This window comes from Cytobacillus citreus (assembly GCF_018343665.1).
Lineage (GTDB): Bacteria > Bacillota > Bacilli > Bacillales > Cytobacillaceae > Cytobacillus > Cytobacillus citreus.
On sequence record NZ_JAGYPM010000002.1, the window covers coordinates 275,096 to 295,038 of the forward strand.

A 19,943-nucleotide genomic window follows, 5' to 3' on the forward strand; every position below is an offset into this window, starting at 1 on the left:
ATATTAAGTTGCAGGATGTGGAAAAGTGAAACGGATATTTATGTTTGCAGCCATAATGGGGATTGTTATTGGAACGTACTTTCTTTATCAAAAACAGCTTGGTGCAATTGCATTTTTTTTATTATCTATTTATTTCTTTTCTCTAGCTTATAGCCAGCTCTCAAAAAAAACACATGATGGTGATGAAGAAAAAGAGAATGGACGTAAGATATAGCTAGCATAAACCCTAAAATTTTGTTTATAATGAAGAATATGCATTCTTAAGGGTGTATAAAAGCATAGAAATCAATATGGTTAAAACGATTAACAGCTCATTTATCGCAGATTAACGGGCAGTAAGACCCCCACTTCAAGGTTGGGAGAGAATTAAAGAAACCTAAGTGGGGGATCAACTGCCCGTAAAGGCCCGACGACGGACACGATGTCCTAGTCAGGCGAAAGCCACAGGACAAGGAGTACTTCATCCGCATTTCATCGCACGACCGAAAGCAGAGCTTTTGGGAGGACGTGGCGTTTTGAGCGTGATTGGTTCAACTAACCATCAGTGGGGGATGAACGCAGACTAAAGACACGACGTCCTGTCGTATCGTCTGCACTAGCACATCCTGTGCGTCGGAAAACCCCCACTGATGAAGTTTCACTTTATAAAATAGGATAGGTGAGAGGGTTATGTATTTGGATTCATGATTGTTGTAAGAGAATCCGGCTCAGTTTTAAATGGTTATTTTCGCTTGCAAGGAAGCGTTACATAGGGAAAGGACGTGCTAATATTGAATTTAAATGAACTTACAAAAGAAGAATTACAGGAAATGTCTTTTATTGCAATCGCTTATGAACTATTAAAAAGTAAAAAAGAAGCGATGGCATTTAAAGAAATTATGGATGAACTCATTAATCTTCTTGAGCTAACAGATGATCAAGTAAAAGCAAAAATTGCTCAGTTCTATACAGATTTAAATATTGATGGCCGCTTCTTAGGTTTAGGAGACAACAGATGGGGACTGCGAGTATGGTATCCAGTTGACCAAGTGGAAGAGGAAATTGTTACACCTATTAAACCGAAGAAGAAGAAATCGAAAAAGGCTATTGAAGATGATGATCTTGATGATTACGATGATCTAGATGACGAAGATATCGATTATGATGATATCGACGATTTAGAAGAAGAAGAAGACCTATTAGATGATGATGACGATTTGATAGATGATGATGATGATGATGATGATGAGGATGAGGATTTGAAAGATGATGAACTCGTTGATCGAGATGAAGAGTACGATCTTGGTGATGAGGACGAAGAGCTAGAGGACGAAGATCTCGACGTAGACGAGGATGAAGAGGAATAATAATCATCTTGACTTTTCATTAATAGGCTTGTACAATCATTTTTGGGCTCCTTAAAAAAGGAACGATTCATTAGACGCGAATAGCGCTCCCTTACTTGTGATGAGTAAGCGGAGCGTTTTTTATTTTTTATGGAACCAGATGACCCCCACTACAACCGCACAGCCATTTCTGAATGAGTGCTGCGCAATAAATTAAATTCATTATTTTAGTCTTTAAATAAAGGCGAATATGCACAAACTTAAGATGAGGGGGAATTAGGATGACGAAGTATATTTTTGTAACAGGTGGCGTTGTGTCATCACTTGGAAAGGGGATCGTTGCAGCTTCTCTTGGCCGTTTATTGAAAAACAGGGGTTTAAGCGTTACGATTCAAAAATTCGATCCCTATATTAATGTGGACCCGGGAACGATGAGCCCTTATCAGCACGGAGAGGTATACGTAACGGGTGACGGAGCTGAAACGGATCTGGATTTAGGTCATTACGAGCGTTTTGTTGATGTGAACTTAACAAAGTACAGCAGTGTGACAACAGGAAAGATTTATTCAACTGTTCTTCGAAAAGAACGTCGTGGCGAGTACAATGGTGGTACTGTTCAAGTTATTCCTCATATCACAAATGAAATTAAAGACAGAGTTTTCCGTGCAGGACATGAAACGAATTCAGATGTGGTCATTACAGAAATTGGTGGAACTGTAGGGGATATTGAATCACTTCCATTCTTAGAAGCTATTCGTCAAATCAAAAGTGACATTGGCCGAGATAATGTCATGTACATCCACTGTACGTTAGTGCCTTATATTAAAGCAGCAGGTGAAATGAAAACAAAGCCAACACAGCATAGTGTAAAGGAATTAAGAAGCTTAGGAATTCAGCCAAATGTAATCGTCGTTCGAACGGAAATGCCGATTTCACAGGAAATGAAGGACAAGCTTGCATTATTCTGTGATATTGATAAAGAAGCAGTTATTGAATGCAGAGACGCTGATACTTTATATTCAATTCCACTCGCTCTTCAAGATCAAAATCTTGATAACATTGTTTGTAACCACTTAAAACTAGCTTGTGGTGAAGCGGATATGACAGAATGGAAGCAGCTAGTTGAAAAGGTAACAAATTTATCTAAGACAACAAAAATTGCACTTGTCGGAAAATATGTTGAGCTTCAGGATGCGTATATTTCAGTAGTTGAAGCGTTAAAGCATGCAGGCTATGCTCATGATTCAGATATTGAGATTAAATGGATTAATGCTGAAGAGGTAACAGAAGGCAATGTTCCTGAGCTATTGAATGATGTAGATGGAATTCTTGTTCCTGGGGGATTCGGCGACCGCGGAGTAGAAGGGAAAATTCTTGCGATTCAATTTGCCCGTGAGCAGAAAAAGCCATTCCTTGGTATTTGCTTAGGGATGCAATTAGCTTCCATTGAATATGCTCGAAATGTTTTGAATTATAAAGGAGCACATTCATCAGAAATTGATCCAAATACAAAGCATCCTATTATCGACCTTCTCCCAGAGCAAAAGGATGTTGAGGATCTAGGCGGAACTTTAAGATTAGGAATTCAGGCATGTAAACTAGTTGAAAATACAAAAGCGTATGAAGCCTATCAGGATGAAGTCGTTTATGAACGCCACCGTCATCGCTATGAGTTTAATAACCATTATCGACAAGAGATGATCGATGCAGGTTTTGTTTTCTCAGGTACAAGCCCAGATGGACGCCTTGTTGAAATTATTGAAATTAAAGATCATCCATGGTTTGTGGCATCACAATTCCATCCTGAGTTTATTTCAAGACCAACCCGTCCGCAGCCTTTATTCCATGACTTTATAGGTGCTTCAATAAGATTTAATGAGATTTAATTAGAAAAGCGCAAGCGCCTTGCTCACCCCCGACAAGCACAAGACGAGCCTCTCAGAAAGGTGTTCTTTACCTTTTTGGGAGGATTGGCTTGTGACCTCGAGGGGGTAGGCGCTGAAGCTAGACATTTCTCAAACTCGAAAAAAGTTATACTTTCTTATTATTAGAAAAGGGGGCGAACTCTTAGTCGATTGCTCGGCTTAGAGACGCCCCTTATTTATTAACAATGTTTTTTATCGCAGATTAACGGGCAGTAAGACCCCCACTTCAAGGTTGCGAGAGAATTAAAGAAACCTAAGTGGGGGATCAACTGCCCGTAAAGGCCCGACGACGGACACGATGTCCTAGTCAGGCGAAAGCCACAGGACAAGGAGTACTTCATCCGCATTTCATCGCACGACCGAAAGCAGAGCTTTTGGGAGGACGTGGCGTTTTGAGCGTGATTGGTTCAACTAACCATCAGTGGGGGATGAACGCAGACTAAAGACACGACGTCCTGTCGTAACGTCTGCAATAGCACGTCCTGTGCGTCGAAAAACCCCCACTGATGGAAGTTTCACTTTATTGTGGAGATATTTCAGCCTTTGGATAATTTAGAAAGAAATCAACTACTCGTCGCTTTCTCTAATCCAACCTCCAACTTTTAATTACTCATATTCTTCAAGAATTTCTTCTAGTATGAACTTAATTCCATAATACACATAAAGTGCAGCCATCGATGCAGGATAGCCAAAGCGGTTGCCGGCTTCGTCTGGCAACAGGCCTTTTGTGAGCTTTAGGTCAATATGGATATCAGCTAGTTCTGCTAAGCCTTTATCATTAGATTGAATCGAGGACACCACAACAAAGGGGATTCTTTTCTCTGAAAGGGATTCTGCCAGTTTGATTGCCTCTTCATCTGTGGCATTTCTCGTTACAATAAGAAATCTGTCTGTTTCAGATATTTCTTCAAGTGGTTTATCAATGGACCAAATGGAGGCGTTTTTTAGAGGCTCTTGACTTTTTGTTGCTTCATATCCAACGGCCTTCATTTCCTTTGTTGCAAAAATGTAGATCCTTCCACTACCGATAGCAGCCTGTGCAAGAAGTCTAGCCCCATCCTCCATTGCATAATTTTCCTTTTCCTGTATGCGATTAAATAGCCCAGTAAGCTGAGTAGAAAACATTTTTAACATAATTTTTCCCCTTTACAAGATTCTGAAATAGTTAGCAATGTTAATGATTATTGTTTAACATGTCCTAATAATTAACTCAATTATATGGAATGTGGGCAAAAAGGTAAAATTACGGATGGCAAATTTTAATGACGGCAGGATTTTACAGGTGGAAAATAGAATTAATGAGAAGGGGAAGATAATAAGTTTGATTAAACTTTTTATACGAAGGGAAGAGGTGGGTTGATTGAAGGGGAAAATTTTAATTGTAGATGATCAGTTCGGAATCCGTATTTTACTTAATGAAGTGTTGCAGAAAGAAGGGTACGAAACATACCAGGCTGCTAATGGCGTCCAGGCGCTTGAAATTGTCTCCGAACATTCACCTGATTTAGTTCTGCTCGATATGAAAATCCCAGGTATGGATGGGATTGAAATATTAAAAAGAATGAGAGTGATTGATAAGGAAATTCGTGTCATCATTATGACAGCTTACGGAGAACTAGATATGATTCAGGAAGCTCGGGATTTAGGAGCATTAACCCATTTTGCGAAACCTTTTGATATTGATGATATCCGTGCGGCTGTTAAGAAGTATTTGCCGTTAACAAACTCCTATTAATCATCATTTATATTGAAAAAAAGCTAATGGGTAATGGCATTTTTTTTTTCCTTTTGGTATGATACAAGTGAATTCCATAGGATCGATTTCGTTTGAACAGGAAGTTACATATTCGAATTTATTAAAGGAAAGACTTTAATAGAACAATTTCAGTCTTTCAAATCTCTGTAAAAGAAGGTATATTGGACCGCCATATAAAATAGATGGCGGAACGGATGTTTGTCAGCTTTTGCTAAAGAGAAACATCATATCCTTCACAAAAAAATCCTGTGAGAATAAGAAACGATGATGATTAAGGAGGAAGAAAGATGCCTTTAGTTTCAATGACTGAAATGCTTAATAAAGGAAAATCCGAAGGTTATGCGGTAGGTCAATTTAACTTAAATAATCTTGAGTATACTCAGGCCATTCTTCAAGCAGCAGAGGAGGAGAAATCCCCTGTTATTCTTGGTGTGTCTGAAGGTGCTGCCCGTTATATGGGTGGGTTTAAAACCGTTGTAAAAATGGTAGAAGGCTTGCTTGAAGATTATAAAATTACAGTACCTGTAGCGATTCATTTAGATCATGGATCTAGCTTTGATAAATGTAAAGAAGCAATAGATGCTGGCTTCACTTCCGTTATGATTGATGCTTCACATGATCCTTTTGAAGAAAATGTGGCCATCACTTCAAAGGTAGTCGAATATGCACATGCAAAAGGAGTATCTGTTGAAGCGGAATTAGGAACTGTTGGCGGACAGGAAGATGATGTTGTCGCTGATGGGGTTATTTATGCAGATGCTAAAGAATGTGATGAGCTTGTTAAACGTACGAAAATTGACTGTTTAGCTCCTGCTTTAGGTTCTGTACATGGTCCATACAAAGGGGAGCCAAAACTAGGCTTTGCTGAAATGGAAGAGATCGGAAACCTTACAGGAGTGCCACTTGTTCTTCATGGCGGCACGGGAATCCCTACAAAGGATATTCAAAGAGCAGTTTCTCTAGGAACTGCAAAAATTAACGTAAATACGGAGAACCAAATTGCTTCTGCCAAGCGTGTGCGCGAAGTATTAGCGGAAAATCCAAATATGTACGATCCTCGCAAATACCTAGGTCCTGCCCGGGATGCCATTAAAGAAACAGTCATTGGCAAAATGCGTGAGTTTGGTTCTTCTGGTAAAGCTTAATAAGAGCAAATATTTTTTTAGGAAACCGCCTTCGATTATAGAGGCGGTTTCCATTCATTTATCTAAAAGGAGGAAATTATTATGAAATTTTTTATTGATACAGCAAATATGGAAGAAATTAAAGAAGCGTATTCATTAGGCATTGTGGCAGGGGTAACAACAAACCCATCTTTAGTTGCCAAAGAAAAAAATGTTTCGTTCCACGAGCGCCTTCGAGAAATTACAGAGCTTGTCCCTGGTTCTGTAAGTGCGGAAGTTATTGCTCTTGATGCAGAAGGCATGATTAAAGAAGGTAAAGAATTAGCAGCGATTGCTCCAAATATTACAATTAAAGTACCGATGACACCTGATGGATTGAAAGCTGTCCATGCTTTTTCAAAAGAAGGTATCAAAACAAATGTCACTTTAATTTTTAGCGCTAATCAAGCATTGCTTGCAGCTAGAGCTGGTGCAACGTATGTATCTCCTTTCTTAGGAAGACTAGATGATATTGGCCATAATGGGCTTGATTTAATTTCAACCATTGCAGAAATATTTGCGATTCATGATATCAAAACTGAAATTATTGCTGCTTCCATTCGCCATCCGCAGCATGTGACGGATTCAGCATTACGAGGTGCTCATATCGCAACAATTCCGTTCAAAGTAATCAAGCAATTATTCAATCACCCGCTTACAGATAAGGGCATTGAAGCCTTTCTTGCAGACTGGAATTCACGTTCTTAAACAACCTCACCATACTGCGTGCCTATAACTAAAAAAATATATTAGTTTAAATAGATTTTATACAAGTTTGGGTTTTACTTATCGTCTATTTAGGGTAAAGTGTTAATGATTAAATCTTAGGAATTCTGACTTAATTTTAACTTTTTCTAATATCATGACATGAGAATTGTTTTTTCGTGTAAACTAGAAGATAGGGAAAATGTCTGTATTTTTAAGTTTGTTTTGGTAAAAGGACAAGCTAGTGACCAGAAATCGGCAATCTCGTCGATTTCTGCCATTCAAATAACTAACAAGCACGCATGTTTCTTATTATTTTACGGCGTAGAAGGGAGCAAAAAATGGAAAAGCTTATGATTGCAGGCGGTTACCCTTTAAAAGGAACTGTTCGAATTAGCGGGGCAAAAAATAGTGCAGTGGCATTGATTCCGGCTACAATTCTGGCTGATTCGCCTGTCATAATTGAAGGACTGCCAAATATTTCGGATGTTCAAATTTTAAAAGGACTGCTTGAAGAACTTGGAGGAACGGTTCATTTTGATGGAAATGATATGACCGTTGACCCGTCCTCTATGATTTCCATGCCTATGCCGAATGGAAAAGTAAAAAAACTGCGTGCCTCTTATTATTTAATGGGTGCCATGCTAGGAAGGTTCAAAAAAGCAGTCATTGGCCTGCCAGGAGGTTGTCATCTTGGTCCAAGACCCATTGATCAGCATATTAAAGGCTTCGAGGCTCTTGGTGCAAGTGTGACAAATGAGCAAGGTGCGATTTATCTTCGAGCAGATGAGCTTAGAGGAGCTCGAATATACCTTGATGTTGTCAGTGTCGGAGCTACAATCAACATAATGCTAGCTGCCGTTAAAGCAAAGGGAAGAACGATTATTGAGAATGCGGCGAAGGAACCGGAGATCATTGATGTTGCAACTTTGCTGACAAATATGGGTGCAAAGATCAAAGGAGCCGGAACGGATGTAATTCGAATAGATGGCGTCGAGAAGCTTCACGGATGCCAGCATACGATTATCCCGGACAGAATAGAGGCAGGAACTTATATGCTTCTGGGCGCCGCAGCAGGTGAAGGAATTACGATCGATAATATTATCCCTCTGCATTTAGAATCCCTTATTGCTAAGCTGAGAGAAATGGGTACTCATATTGAAGCTGGGGATGATCAAATATATATCAAGCCAGCTGACAAAATGAAATCAGTTGATATTAAAACACTTGTTTACCCAGGGTTCCCAACAGACCTTCAGCAGCCGTTTACTTCTTTATTAACTAATGCCGTCGGGACAAGTATGGTGACAGACACTATTTATGGTGCCCGATTTAAACATATTGATGAATTACGAAGAATGAACGCTAATATTAAAGTCGAAGGCCGTTCAGCCATTATTAATGGTCCTGTCAAACTCCAAGGTGCTAAAGTAAAGGCAAGTGACTTGCGTGCTGGTGCAGCATTAGTGATTGCTGGCTTAATGGCTGAGGGTATTACAGAAGTTACCGGGTTAGAGCATATTGACCGGGGTTATAGCCACCTTGTCGAAAAATTAAATGGACTAGGTGCAACGGTTTGGCGTGAAAATTTAACAAAAGAAGAACTAGAACAAATGAAAAATACTTAGTTGAAAGAAGCTATTGATTTTTTGGAAGAAATAACAATTGGATCCCTATCCATTTAAAAATTCAACAAATGACAATCAAGCATGAAATTGAAACAGCATAGAACTAGAGGGGGAATTTAGGATGGAACGAAGTCTTACAATGGAACTTGTCCGTGTAACAGAAGGAGCAGCATTGGCATCTGCCCGCTGGATGGGAAGAGGAAAAAAGGACGAGGCTGATGATGCGGCAACAACTGCTATGCGAAATGTGTTTGATACCGTGCCAATGAAAGGAACAGTCGTTATTGGCGAAGGTGAAATGGATGAAGCACCAATGCTTTACATAGGAGAAAAGCTTGGTACAGGCTACGGTCCACGAGTAGATGTGGCGGTTGATCCACTCGAAGGAACGAATATCGTTGCATCAGGCAGCTGGAATGCATTAGCGGTACTTGCTGTTGCTGATCATGGCAATTTGCTTCATGCTCCTGATATGTATATGGATAAAATCGCCGTTGGTCCAGAAGCAGTTGGCCAAATTGATATTAATGCATCCGTATTAGATAATTTGAAAGCAGTGGCAAAAGCGAAAAATAAAGATATCGCTGATGTTGTGGCAACCGTATTGAATCGCGACAGACATGAACATATTATTCGTCAGCTTCGAGAAGCCGGAGCAAGAATTAAACTAATTAATGATGGCGATGTTGCAGGTGCAATCAATACGGCATTTGATCATACTGGGGTCGATATTTTATTCGGATCTGGTGGAGCGCCAGAGGGCGTTATAGCTGCTGTTGCACTTAAGTGCCTTGGGGGAGAACTTCAAGGAAAGCTTATTCCTCAGAATGATGCTGAAATCGAGCGTTGCAAAAAGATGGGATTAGATGTAAACAAAATCCTTCTAATGGAAGACTTAGTAAAAGGCGATGACGCTATTTTTGCAGCTACTGGCGTGACGGACGGTGAACTTCTGCGCGGCGTGCAATTTAAAGGATCTTATGGTTCCACACATTCAGTCGTTATGCGAGCGAAGTCAGGAACAGTACGCTTCATTGATGGTCGCCATAGTCTTCAGAAAAAACCAAATCTAGTCATTGGTTAACTTTTTTCAAAGTCTATTGGAAAATGGATTCTAAGAACCAATAATAAGAGGATCATAAATAGATAAGGTCTGGCATAATATTGTCAGACCTACCCACTTCTTCCTGCCAAAAATACTTGTTTCCGTGATATAAATAAAATTTAGTTGATTAAAACTTCTATTAAAGGGTAAAATAGAAATTGTTTTTGATAAAGAAAACTCGCTGATTGGCGAGCCTTAGAAGGCGAAGACAGAGGCATAGTTGCACTTATACTTAATTCCTAAAATTGCCAACTGCGTCGAATCATCTTCTACGCTGGCAATTTATACTTTCTTAACGAGTTAGAAAAGCTCGGCGTTCGTAAGTCTTCTTGGCGAATGCCTTAGTATGAGTATGCTAACAAACTTTAACAATCCGATTGGAAAAGAAAGGAAACCTCGATTACTAACCATTCAAATGGTTGGATTAGAAGTATGGCTCCTTATTGGACTTATCCTCAGGTTATATGTAAATATATAATAATAGTTTTGCCTCAATAATTTATTTTCCTTTTTTTTGTATTTATTAGTAAGTCTGAGTGTTAATAAAAAAGATGTTTGAAAATTCAAAAGTGTGGTGTCAATATGGGATTAAATATAACAAGTTTAGAAAATATGAAATTAAAAGAGCTTTACGAGCTTGCTCGCGAATATAAAGTTTCTTATTACAGTAAATTAACAAAGAAAGAATTGATTTTTTCCATTTTAAAGGCGAGAGCTGAAAAAGAAGGATATTTCTTTATGGAGGGTGTTCTCGAGATCATCCAATCAGAGGGCTTTGGCTTCCTCAGACCAATTAATTATTCTCCTAGCTCAGAAGATATTTATATTTCCGCTTCCCAAATTCGTCGTTTTGACTTAAGGAATGGAGATAAAGTATCTGGTAAGGTTCGTCCTCCAAAGGAAAATGAACGCTATTTTGGCCTTCTGCAAGTCGAAGCTGTAAATGGCGATGACCCAGAATCTGCAAAGGAACGTGTGCATTTCCCTGCCTTAACACCTTTATATCCAGATAGCCAGATGAAATTAGAAACAACCCAAAAGCATCTATCCACTCGAATTATGGATGTCCTTGCTCCGGTTGGATTTGGTCAGCGTGGATTAATTGTTGCTCCACCAAAAGCAGGTAAAACAATGCTTTTAAAGGAGATTGCTAATAGTATTACAACTAATCACCCTGAAGTGGAGCTAATCGTTCTATTAATTGACGAGCGTCCAGAAGAAGTGACAGATATAGAGCGTTCTGTCGCGGGAGATGTTGTCAGCTCAACCTTTGACGAGGTTCCTGAAAATCATATTAAGGTTGCCGAGCTTGTTCTTGAGCGCGCGATGCGTTTAGTTGAGCATAAGCGTGATGTTGTCATCTTAATGGATAGCATAACAAGATTAGCGAGAGCCTATAACCTTGTGATTCCGCCGAGCGGCAGAACATTATCAGGGGGGATTGACCCAGCTGCGTTCCATCGTCCAAAGCGCTTCTTCGGTGCAGCTCGTAATATTGAAGAGGGCGGCAGCTTGACGATTTTAGCTACTGCACTCGTGGATACAGGTTCACGGATGGATGATGTAATTTACGAGGAATTCAAAGGGACGGGAAATATGGAGCTTCACCTTGACCGTTCGCTTGCTGAGCGGAGAATCTTCCCAGCGATTGATATCCGCCGTTCAGGTACACGTAAAGAAGAGCTTCTTATTCAGAAGGATCAGCTTGACATGCTTTGGGCAATTCGCAAATCAATGTCAGATTCACCTGATTTTGCTGAGAAGTTCTTGCGTAAACTAAGACAGACAAAATCAAATGAGGATTTCTTTGCGAATCTGGCAGAGGAAATGAAAGCAAAGCGTACACATTAATTGAAAAGTGATGGCGTCCTCGAATCTTTAGAAGCCAATTCTAGGCAAAAAGAATAAATTTCCTTTTCTAGAATTGAATCAAATATTGCAAAATGGGAATTGCCTTGTTATAATAATTCCAGTGTGTTTTTGAATTTATTCGGTTGTCATTTGATTGCCGGTAATAGATAACTCTGTTTCAGTATGATTCAGGGCGGAAGGAGATGAAAAGAATGAAAGCAGGAATTCATCCAAATTACAATAAAGCAATGGTGAAATGTGCATGTGGTAATGAGTTTGAAACGGGTTCTGTTCAACAAGAAATCCGTGTTGAAACTTGCTCTGAGTGCCATCCATTTTATACAGGACGTCAAAAATTCGCTGAAGCAGGCGGACGTGTTGATCGTTTCAACAAAAAATACGGCCTTAAGCAACAATAATAAAAACCAAAACAGGCAAGTTTACTTTCTTGCCTGTTTTTTATTGTCTAAAAGGAGGACAGGCCTTCTATGTATGTAATGAAGCATCACGGGTGGGTAGAGGTTATTTGCGGAAGTATGTTTTCGGGTAAATCTGAGGAACTAATTCGTCGGGTGCGCAGAGTGCAATTTGCGAAGCAGCAGTTGGTGGTTTTTAAGCCGCAAATTGATAATCGCTATAGTGATGAGGCGGTTGTTTCTCATAACGGTACTGCTTTTACAGCCATACCTATTTCACGTTCAACTGATATTTTTAAACATATTCATTCTGAAATTGACGTCATTGCGATTGATGAGGTTCAATTTTTTGACTCTGAAATAGTAAAGGTCATCCAGCATCTTGCCGATAGCGGTCATCGCGTCATTGCTGCGGGGCTTGACCAGGATTTCCGCGGAGAACCGTTTGGTCAAATGCCAGCTTTAATGGCGATCGCAGAATTAGTTACTAAGCTGCAGGCTGTTTGCGCTGTTTGTGGGTCACCTGCTAGCCGTACACAAAGATTAATTAATGGGGAGCCTGCGTCATATGATGATCCAGTCATATTAGTTGGAGCATCAGAAGCATATGAGCCTCGCTGCCGCCACCATCATGAAGTGCCAAAATCACCAAATATTTTAGATGGAAAAAAGAAAACTCAATCTTTATAATTTCTACCTATATTCCTTAAAAAAACTGTCTGAAATCATTCAGGCAGTTTTTTTATGTTTTGATGAACTAGCGGATATATTACTGAAACTCGCGGAAATAGTCATAGTATTGGCGGATAAAACACCTGAAGTGGCGGATATATTCTCAAAACTGGCGGATATACCTTTTTAAAAGGGTGCAGAAGAGATCTGTTGGCTGAAATTGGTAGGCACAAACTCCTGTTATAGCGGAAAAGCTATATAAAGGAGGTGTATAGAAATGAAAAGGTTTGGTGTTTTTATTCTGCTTCTGGCTTTTTTGGCAGGCTGTACTAACTTTAATCGTGGAGTTGAAGAGTTTTCTGGCACAAATGAGGACAACGACAATATTTCCAATGTGTCTAACCGGCTTGACAGAGAAGATACACAGGAATGGACGATGGATTCACAAAATCCTAATTTTCTTCCATTAGATAGAAGAGATAATGTTAGTGACCAATCAGATATTAATAAAGCACGTCAGGTAATCGAGGAAACGGGTACTTATCGTGCTGGACAAGTGTGGATAAATGGGGATGATATGTGGGTAACTGCTTATAAAAAGGGAATGATGACTGAAAGTGAAAAAGTAGATGCCTCCTCCAAGCTTCGAAAACAATTACTAAAAGCCTTGCCTCGTTATCATATCGAAGTAAAAGTTCAAGAAGACCGTACGTAAAACGCCTTGTGCTAGCAGGGCGCTTTTTCTTACGCAAATTAACGTGCTGAATTTTTGGTTAAGGTCTGTAAATAAAATCGCATAAGAATGACTAAGCCATTCGCCGAAAGGCTTGGCGAACGCCAAGTCTTTCAAAGAAAAAAACTGTTGATAAAAAACCGAAATGCGATATATTAGTTATATGAATTGACATAATTTTTCCGCGATTAAGGGAGAGAACAATATGCGTCCGATCATTATTGGTATATTTGCGGCCTTCTTTTTTGCTTTTACGTTTGTGCTAAATCGATCTATGGAGCTTTCCGGGGGAAGCTGGATTTGGAGTGCTTCATTACGCTATATATTTATGATTCCCTTTTTGTTTGTACTTGTTCTGGGCAGGCGAAACTTAAAACCCCTTTTGATAGAAATGAAAAGGAATCCAGGAAAATGGTTTTTATGGAGCTTTGTCGGATTTGGCATGTTCTATGCTCCTTTATGCTTTTCAGCAGCCTATGGTCCCGGATGGCTGATTGCTGGAACATGGCAAGTGACAATTATATCTGGTTCGCTACTTGCTCCATTATTTTTTGAGACAAAACAAACAGACAAAGGACCTATTAAAGTTAGAGGGAAAATTCCATTGATGGGCCTTGCGATGTCTCTAATTATTCTCCTTGGTGTAGGGTTAATGCAGCTTGAGCAAGCAAACGTATTATCTATAAAAACACTGATGTTAGGAGTTTTACCAGTGCTCCTTGCTTCCTTTGCGTACCCGTTAGGAAATCGTAAAATGATGGAGATTTGCGAAAATCGGTTTGATGCCTATCAACGAGTACTTGGCATGACAATAGCAAGTTTGCCATTTTGGCTTCTTTTAGCCATTTATGGTGTAGCTACAGTTGGGCTTCCTAGCACTGGGCAAATGGTTCAATCTCTCTTCATCGCGCTTTTCTCAGGAGTGATTGCAACTGTTCTCTTTTTCAGAGCAACTGATTTAGTAAAAGGGAATATGCAAAAGTTAGCAGCAGTGGAAGCTACTCAATCCTTTGAGGTTTTATTTGCGGTATTAGGAGAGCTACTCATTCTCTCAGCACCTGCACCATCTTACGTATCCTGGATAGGCATTCTTTTAGTCATCGCGGGAATGGTATTGCATAGCTATGTTTCAAATAAAGAAAAAGGTGAATGGAAAAGAAGCCGATATAGTGCTAAAAGTGACCGATATATATGAAGAAGTAGCCGATATAATGCTGAAAGTGACCGATATACTGAAAAAGAAGCCGATATAATGTTGGAAGTGACCGATATATTGAAAAAGAAGCTGATAATATGCTAAAAGTAGCGGATATTACGAGAATATAGAGCTAATTGACAGCCTTAACCAATATCGATATATTGGTTTTATGAAATCAATAAAAACGATTGCGCGTCCAGCGTTAAGAGATCAAGTATATGAATCACTGAAGAAAGCAATTATTACATTGGAGCTAGAACCTGGCCAACGGATTATGGATAAAGACTTGGCAGCCGAATTTGGTGTCAGCAGGACTCCAGTAAGGGAAGCTCTTAAAAGGCTTGAAGATCAGGGACTTGTCGAGTCTTTACCAGGTTCACAAACCCGAATTACCCAAATCCATTTAGAGGAGGCGAAAAACGCATTTACAGTTGTCGCTGCATTACATAGATTAGCGGCGCGACTTGCAGTACCGAATATTTTAGAGAAACATATTCATCTAATGGAAGAAATGAATGCAAAATTAAAGACAGCATTAGATAATAAGGATGTTTTGGGTGCGGTAGAAGCTGATGATCAATTTCATGAAATCCTATTATCTGTCTCTGGCAATCAAGAGATCAGTTTAGCCTTAGATCGGATTATGTCAAAGGTACGCAGACTTGAATTTTCAAAATTTAGTTCTCTTGATGGGATGAAATCTATTGATCAACATAACGAAATCATTTCAGCCTGCAGGAGGAAAGATGCTAGCTTAGCATGCTCCCTCGTAGAGGAAAACTGGCTTAGCTTAGGGAGGATTTTAGTCGGAGATTCAGAATCAAATAAATAAATTTTCTAGTGCGTATGGCTTTGACTAAAAATTCAATTGTACAGCCTTCTGAAACAAATCAGGAGGTGTTTTTGTGCGGTTGAACGACTCACTTTCTGCAATAAAAACAGAACATCCAACTTTATAAATATTTGGGAGCACATCCTTTCACAACTATTTTTGTTTCTTAACTCCCAAATTATTTTGACTGAGCTTTACACCTATACTATAATTATAATGTTATGGACTTGTATGATTAATATTTGTTTTACTTGGTGATCGCCAAGTTAGTTTAAGAATGAAGTATAACTTTTTTAAGCTAGAGAAATGTCTAGCTCCATAAGGAAAGCTTCGACAGCGTAAGCATCGCACGACCAAAAGGGAAGCTTTTGGGAGGACGTGGCGGTCTTTAGTCGACGTTCCTTTGCAAAGGCACTTGCGTTTTTCTATTATAGATTGCTCGGAAAAAATAATTAGAGGTGAACTGCTGTGTTTGATCGTCTTCAATCTGTGGAGGATCGCTATGAAAGATTAAATGAGCTTTTAAGTGATCCCGATATTGTGAATGACCCGAAAAAGCTGCGAGAATATTCGAAGGAACAATCAGATATACAAGAAACCGTTGAAACATATCGTGAATATAAGGATGTTCGTCAGCAATTTCTAGATGCGAAAGCGATGCTTGATGAAAAGTTAGATCCAGATATGCGTGAAATGGTAAAAGAAGAGCTTGATGAGCTTGAAGAAAAAGTAGAAGAGCTAGAGGCACGTCTCAAGATTCTTCTTATTCCGAAAGACCCGAATGATGATAAAAACGTTATTATAGAGATCCGTGGAGCTGCCGGCGGAGATGAAGCTGCACTTTTTGCTGGTGACTTATATCGTATGTACAGCCGCTTTGCTGAGATGCAAGGCTGGAAGACGGAAGTTATTGATGCTAGTACAACTGGAGTCGGCGGATATAAAGAAATTATTTTCATGATTAACGGAAATGGTGCTTATTCAAAGCTGAAATTTGAAAATGGCGCACATCGTGTTCAGCGTGTTCCAGAAACAGAATCTGGCGGCCGTATTCATACGTCAACTGCGACTGTAGCAGTCTTGCCCGAAGCGGAAGAAGTGGAAATTGAAATCCATGACAAAGATATTCGCGTCGATACATTCGCTTCAAGCGGACCAGGCGGACAGAGCGTTAACACGACGATGTCAGCAGTACGTTTAACGCATATCCCAACGGGTACAGTTGTTTCCTGTCAGGATGAAAAATCGCAAATTAAGAATAAAGAAAAAGCAATGAAGGTTTTACGTGCTCGTGTCTATGATAAATTCCAACGAGAAGCTCAGGCAGAATATGATCAAGCGCGTAAATCTGCTGTCGGTACAGGTGACCGCTCTGAACGTATCCGTACGTACAACTTCCCGCAAAATCGTGTAACAGACCATCGAATTGGTCTAACGATCCAAAAGCTAGATCAAATTCTCTCTGGAAAACTAGATGAGGTTATCGATGCGTTAATTCTTGAAGAACAATCTGCAAAGCTTGAAAGTGCTTCAAATGAGTAATCCTAAACTGAAAGTATATGAAGCCCTCCAGTGGGCTTCTTCTTTTTTAAAGGAAAAAAAACGTGACGATAATGCGGGCGAGCTATTATTACGACATTTTATGGGAATAGACAGGGTGAAATTTTTAGCAAGTATGCGTGAGGAACTTGAAGCTGCTACGTTTGAAGCTTTTCAAAAAGCAGTCATTCTTCATTCGGAAGGGAAGCCAGTCCAATATATAATGGGGTTCGAATCCTTCTACGGGCGCGATTTCAAAGTGAATGAGGACGTTCTTATTCCACGTCCGGAAACAGAGGAATTGGTCTATCATGTTTTGCAGCGGATCGATCAGCTTTTTGAAAAGGGAGACCGGCTTGAACTAGCAGATATTGGAACGGGAAGCGGGGCCATTGCGATTACGCTCAAGCTAGAGAAGCCAGATTTAAATGTAACAGCAACAGATATTTATAAGCCGACGCTTCTTTTAGCACAGGAAAATGCACGAACTCTTGGAGCACCTATCCAGTTTGTACACGGCGACCTGTTAAAGCCGTTTATCGAGAGCGGTAAACAATTTGATGTCGTCCTCTCAAATCCGCCTTATATACCTGATAGAGATATGGAGTGGATGTCAGAGGTTGTAACAGAGCACGAACCGCATAGGGCACTGTTCGCAGGAGCAGATGGTTTAGACATTTACAGAAGACTTGCAGAAGAACTGCCATTCGTTGTAAGAGATCAGGCTTTAATCGGTTTTGAAGTAGGAGCAGGCCAAAGCGGTGCGGTGGCAAAGCTGCTCGAACTAGCATTTCCACATGCAAAAATTGATATTGCTTATGATATTAATGGGAAGGATCGAATGGTATTTGCCGAAATTGGTTTTGAATAAGAAAACAGGTTAAACGTAAGAAGCCGCATTTGCGGCTTTTTTGGTTTGGCGTTCGAAATGGAAATAGAAGAAATCGGCGAGCTAGCCGATTTCTTTATTTAAAGGGATGAACCCCATTGCACTAGTAAGTTTTGTAAATTGATAATCCCCTTCTTTTATATTTATTTTGCAAATATGTCCCATTCTAAAACCTCTTGGACGTGCATATGTTGAATTAGCAAGTCCAAGGAGGAGAAAAAATGGAAGCTATGTTCGGAGAGATATTAACATTATCATTAATGGCATTCGCATTAGCTATGGATGCCTTTTCAGTAGGATTAGGTATGGGTATGTTTAAGCTCCGCCTTAGACAAATTTTTAAAATAGGGGTAACAATCGGTTTTTTCCATATTTGGATGCCTCTTATCGGCATCATTGCCGGAAGATTTTTATCGGAAAAATTTGGCGAGATCGCTACCTATGTGGGTGGTGGATTGCTTCTAATATTAGGGATTCAAATGTTTTTGTCAGGAATTCGCAAGGAAAGAGGGTATATGATTACCCCTGTTGGTACGGGATTAATGCTGTTTGGCTTTAGTGTGAGTTTGGATAGCTTTTCAGTTAGTCTGACTTTGGGGATATATGGAGCAAAAACGATATTAGTTTTATCATGCTTTGGTATCGTGGCTACCATCTTAACTTGGTTCGGTTTACTCATTGGCCGAAAAGTTCAAGGCTGGCTTGGCCCTTACAGTGAAGCCCTCGGTGGCAGCATCCTCCTTGCATTCGGGCTCAAACTCCTTTTTGGGTAGAAGCTCATCCCCCTTCTCCATTCATATTTCCAATTTTTTTAGAAAAGTCTGAGTTAAGCTCAGTGTTGATAATACTATTTTGTTGTTGATTTTCGCTGCAGGCGCGAGATCCTCGAAAATGCATTCGCATTTCCTTCGTGCGGTGTTTATTCGGGGAAGACTATTCAATGTCCTGCGGGAGAAGCGAGTCAAAGGGAGACCCCGCAGGAGCGATAGCGACGAGGAGGCTCCCGGACCGCCCGCTACGCTTTAGTGCCTGCAACGGAAATCAACAGGAAAGTTTAACATTGCCTTAGATAAAAGGAAAGTTAAAGTTTATTAGCGTATGAAAGTGAATTTGAAATATCCATTCGTTTTCTGCTATATAGATCACAAAAATAAAACTTGGCATTCACCAAAAAGGACTTGGCGAACGCCAAGTTTTTCTAATATGAATCTATTCTTTGTGCGTATAAGAAATTATGTTGATGGGATTTGTTAATCAGCTTTGCTAGATTAATATAATTTTAATAGTTTAAGATTCTGCTTCTTTGTCCACAATGAGTTAGTGAAGGGGCGGTGGTGGAATTGAAGACAAAAACAATTGTGAGATTATATATAATGATGTTAAGTATAGGAACGATTTTGAGTTTATATATACCGAAAACGGAAGTGATGGCAAATGAATCACTTGTTATTCCGAGTGAAGCGATTAGACTGCGTATTCTTGCTAATAGTGATAGTGAAGCAGATCAGGAATTAAAGAGGCGTATAAGGGATGCAGTAAATGCTGAAATTACTGAATGGGTGGAGGAATTAACATCCATTGAAGAAACAAGAAGATTGATTCGTTCTAGGCTTCCGGAAATACAGAAAATAGCTGAGAGTGTTGTAGAAAAAGAAAAATTAACGCAAGCAGTGAAAATAGATTTTGGTAAAGTAGATTTTCCAACTAAGCTATATGGTGAATTCCTTTATCCTGCAGGGGAATATGAAGCAATTCTAATTACACTTGGTGAAGGAAAAGGGGCCAACTGGTGGTGTGTATTATTCCCGCCACTATGCTTTCTGGATTTTTCAAATGGAGTAGCTGTAAGTGACGGTTTTGAAGAAGACGACCAAACGACTCAAACACAAGAAATAAAAAGCCCAACTGAAGTGAACGAGGATATCGATTTGGTTGAAACCAAGCAAGAAAAAAAGCCATCCAATCAAAAAACGATAGAGAAAGAAGCACCAGTTTTTGTTGATAAGGATGAGCAAGAAGTTGAGGTAAAGTTCTTCTTAAAAGAGCTTTGGGATAAAATATTTGAATAAAGTGAAACTTCCATCAATGGTTTTTTTTTTCATCCCCCACTGATGGTTAGTTGAACCAATCGGGCCTTTACGGGCAGTTGATCCCCCACTTTAGGTTTCTTTGATTCTCTCGCAACCTTGTAGTAGGGGTCTTACTG

19 protein-coding genes are annotated in these 19,943 nt (G+C 39.7%); 18 read left to right on the forward strand and 1 reads right to left on the reverse strand.

The window, feature by feature from the left end; all coding sequences use genetic code 11:
* The first annotated feature begins 25 nt into the window (after positions 1–25).
* From KHA94_RS07555 to KHA94_RS07565, 3 genes are all read left to right on the forward strand, one after another.
* On the forward strand, positions 26–214 hold the full coding sequence (locus tag KHA94_RS07555) for a hypothetical protein (RefSeq protein ID WP_213102296.1): 189 nt from the start codon (positions 26–28) through the stop codon (positions 212–214).
* Positions 215–770: 556 nt separating this feature from the next.
* The gene (gene rpoE, locus KHA94_RS07560) at positions 771–1,346 is read left to right on the forward strand and encodes a DNA-directed RNA polymerase subunit delta (RefSeq protein WP_213101544.1); all 576 of its coding nucleotides are present in this window, start codon (positions 771–773) and stop codon (positions 1,344–1,346) included.
* Between the two features lie 260 nt (positions 1,347–1,606).
* Entirely contained in the window at positions 1,607–3,211 is a 1,605-nt protein-coding gene (locus KHA94_RS07565) for a CTP synthase (protein WP_213101545.1), read from the forward strand.
* Positions 3,212–3,856: 645 nt separating this feature from the next.
* Here KHA94_RS07565 and KHA94_RS07570 read toward each other — a convergent pair.
* Positions 3,857–4,384 (reverse strand): DUF2529 domain-containing protein, encoded by a 528-nt coding sequence (locus tag KHA94_RS07570; RefSeq protein ID WP_213101546.1) that lies wholly within the window; start codon positions 4,382–4,384, stop codon positions 3,857–3,859.
* A 226-nt stretch (positions 4,385–4,610) separates the two neighbouring features.
* Here KHA94_RS07570 and KHA94_RS07575 point away from each other — a divergent pair, with 226 nt between their 5' ends.
* The 15 genes from KHA94_RS07575 to spoIIR all read left to right on the forward strand — a co-directional run bounded on the left by KHA94_RS07575 (position 4,611) and on the right by spoIIR (position 19,806).
* Positions 4,611–4,985 (forward strand): response regulator, encoded by a 375-nt coding sequence (locus tag KHA94_RS07575; protein ID WP_213101547.1) that lies wholly within the window; start codon positions 4,611–4,613, stop codon positions 4,983–4,985.
* Between the two features lie 308 nt (positions 4,986–5,293).
* Positions 5,294–6,151 carry a class II fructose-bisphosphate aldolase gene (locus KHA94_RS07580; protein ID WP_213101548.1) on the forward strand — a complete coding sequence of 286 codons (858 nt, stop codon included), beginning with the start codon at positions 5,294–5,296 and terminating at the stop codon, positions 6,149–6,151.
* An 81-nt stretch (positions 6,152–6,232) separates the two neighbouring features.
* Positions 6,233–6,877, forward strand: a complete 645-nt coding sequence (fsa, locus tag KHA94_RS07585) for a fructose-6-phosphate aldolase (protein WP_213101549.1) — start codon at positions 6,233–6,235, stop codon at positions 6,875–6,877.
* A gap of 338 nt (positions 6,878–7,215) precedes the next feature.
* Positions 7,216–8,502 (forward strand): UDP-N-acetylglucosamine 1-carboxyvinyltransferase, encoded by a 1,287-nt coding sequence (locus KHA94_RS07590; protein WP_213101550.1) that lies wholly within the window; start codon positions 7,216–7,218, stop codon positions 8,500–8,502.
* Positions 8,503–8,623: 121 nt separating this feature from the next.
* Positions 8,624–9,586, forward strand: a complete 963-nt coding sequence (gene glpX / locus KHA94_RS07595) for a class II fructose-bisphosphatase (RefSeq protein ID WP_213101551.1) — start codon at positions 8,624–8,626, stop codon at positions 9,584–9,586.
* 603 nt (positions 9,587–10,189) lie between these two features.
* Positions 10,190–11,458, forward strand: a complete 1,269-nt coding sequence (rho, locus tag KHA94_RS07600; protein ID WP_213101552.1) for a transcription termination factor Rho — start codon at positions 10,190–10,192, stop codon at positions 11,456–11,458.
* A gap of 212 nt (positions 11,459–11,670) precedes the next feature.
* A complete protein-coding gene (gene rpmE, locus KHA94_RS07605) occupies positions 11,671–11,877 on the forward strand; it encodes a 50S ribosomal protein L31 (protein ID WP_213101553.1) in 207 nt (68 codons plus the stop codon).
* Positions 11,878–11,946: 69 nt separating this feature from the next.
* Positions 11,947–12,564 carry a thymidine kinase gene (locus KHA94_RS07610; RefSeq protein WP_213101554.1) on the forward strand — a complete coding sequence of 206 codons (618 nt, stop codon included), beginning with the start codon at positions 11,947–11,949 and terminating at the stop codon, positions 12,562–12,564.
* Positions 12,565–12,823: 259 nt separating this feature from the next.
* The gene (locus KHA94_RS07615) at positions 12,824–13,261 is read left to right on the forward strand and encodes a hypothetical protein (RefSeq protein WP_213101555.1); all 438 of its coding nucleotides are present in this window, start codon (positions 12,824–12,826) and stop codon (positions 13,259–13,261) included.
* A gap of 223 nt (positions 13,262–13,484) precedes the next feature.
* Positions 13,485–14,474 (forward strand): DMT family transporter, encoded by a 990-nt coding sequence (locus tag KHA94_RS07620; RefSeq protein ID WP_213101556.1) that lies wholly within the window; start codon positions 13,485–13,487, stop codon positions 14,472–14,474.
* Positions 14,475–14,646: 172 nt separating this feature from the next.
* Positions 14,647–15,309: a GntR family transcriptional regulator gene (locus tag KHA94_RS07625; RefSeq protein WP_213101557.1), complete on the forward strand. Its 663-nt coding sequence runs from the start codon at positions 14,647–14,649 to the stop codon at positions 15,307–15,309.
* A 468-nt stretch (positions 15,310–15,777) separates the two neighbouring features.
* Positions 15,778–16,851, forward strand: coding sequence for a peptide chain release factor 1 (prfA, locus tag KHA94_RS07630; protein WP_213101558.1), 1,074 nt, complete (start codon positions 15,778–15,780; stop codon positions 16,849–16,851).
* Complete coding sequence (gene prmC / locus KHA94_RS07635; protein WP_275950870.1) at positions 16,844–17,719, forward strand: peptide chain release factor N(5)-glutamine methyltransferase; 876 nt, start codon at positions 16,844–16,846, stop codon at positions 17,717–17,719. Before prfA ends, prmC begins: the two co-directional genes overlap by 8 nt.
* 239 nt (positions 17,720–17,958) lie before the next feature.
* Positions 17,959–18,510: a manganese efflux pump MntP gene (locus KHA94_RS07640; protein WP_213101559.1), complete on the forward strand. Its 552-nt coding sequence runs from the start codon at positions 17,959–17,961 to the stop codon at positions 18,508–18,510.
* Positions 18,511–19,113: 603 nt separating this feature from the next.
* Entirely contained in the window at positions 19,114–19,806 is a 693-nt protein-coding gene (gene spoIIR, locus KHA94_RS07645; RefSeq protein ID WP_420828157.1) for a stage II sporulation protein R, read from the forward strand.
* The last annotated feature ends 137 nt before the right edge of the window (positions 19,807–19,943 follow it).

Excerpts from the sequence above, each read along its gene's own strand:
- rho (WP_213101552.1), top strand. The coding sequence starts at position 10,190 with ATGGGATTAAATATAACAAGTTTAGAAAATATGAAATTAAAAGAGCTT.
- KHA94_RS07590 (WP_213101550.1), top strand. The coding sequence starts at position 7,216 with ATGGAAAAGCTTATGATTGCAGGCGGTTACCCTTTAAAAGGAACTGTT.
- glpX (WP_213101551.1), top strand. The coding sequence starts at position 8,624 with ATGGAACGAAGTCTTACAATGGAACTTGTCCGTGTAACAGAAGGAGCA.
- KHA94_RS07610 (WP_213101554.1), top strand. The coding sequence starts at position 11,947 with ATGTATGTAATGAAGCATCACGGGTGGGTAGAGGTTATTTGCGGAAGT.
- KHA94_RS07615 (WP_213101555.1), top strand. The coding sequence starts at position 12,824 with ATGAAAAGGTTTGGTGTTTTTATTCTGCTTCTGGCTTTTTTGGCAGGC.
- KHA94_RS07580 (WP_213101548.1), top strand. The coding sequence starts at position 5,294 with ATGCCTTTAGTTTCAATGACTGAAATGCTTAATAAAGGAAAATCCGAA.
- KHA94_RS07640 (WP_213101559.1), top strand. The coding sequence starts at position 17,959 with ATGGAAGCTATGTTCGGAGAGATATTAACATTATCATTAATGGCATTC.
- rpmE (WP_213101553.1), top strand. The coding sequence starts at position 11,671 with ATGAAAGCAGGAATTCATCCAAATTACAATAAAGCAATGGTGAAATGT.
- KHA94_RS07625 (WP_213101557.1), top strand. The coding sequence starts at position 14,647 with ATGAAATCAATAAAAACGATTGCGCGTCCAGCGTTAAGAGATCAAGTA.
- KHA94_RS07620 (WP_213101556.1), top strand. The coding sequence starts at position 13,485 with ATGCGTCCGATCATTATTGGTATATTTGCGGCCTTCTTTTTTGCTTTT.
- prmC (WP_275950870.1), top strand. The coding sequence starts at position 16,844 with ATGAGTAATCCTAAACTGAAAGTATATGAAGCCCTCCAGTGGGCTTCT.
- spoIIR (WP_420828157.1), top strand. The coding sequence starts at position 19,114 with ATGTTAAGTATAGGAACGATTTTGAGTTTATATATACCGAAAACGGAA.
- KHA94_RS07565 (WP_213101545.1), top strand. The coding sequence starts at position 1,607 with ATGACGAAGTATATTTTTGTAACAGGTGGCGTTGTGTCATCACTTGGA.
- KHA94_RS07570 (WP_213101546.1), bottom strand. The coding sequence starts at position 4,384 with ATGTTAAAAATGTTTTCTACTCAGCTTACTGGGCTATTTAATCGCATA.
- fsa (WP_213101549.1), top strand. The coding sequence starts at position 6,233 with ATGAAATTTTTTATTGATACAGCAAATATGGAAGAAATTAAAGAAGCG.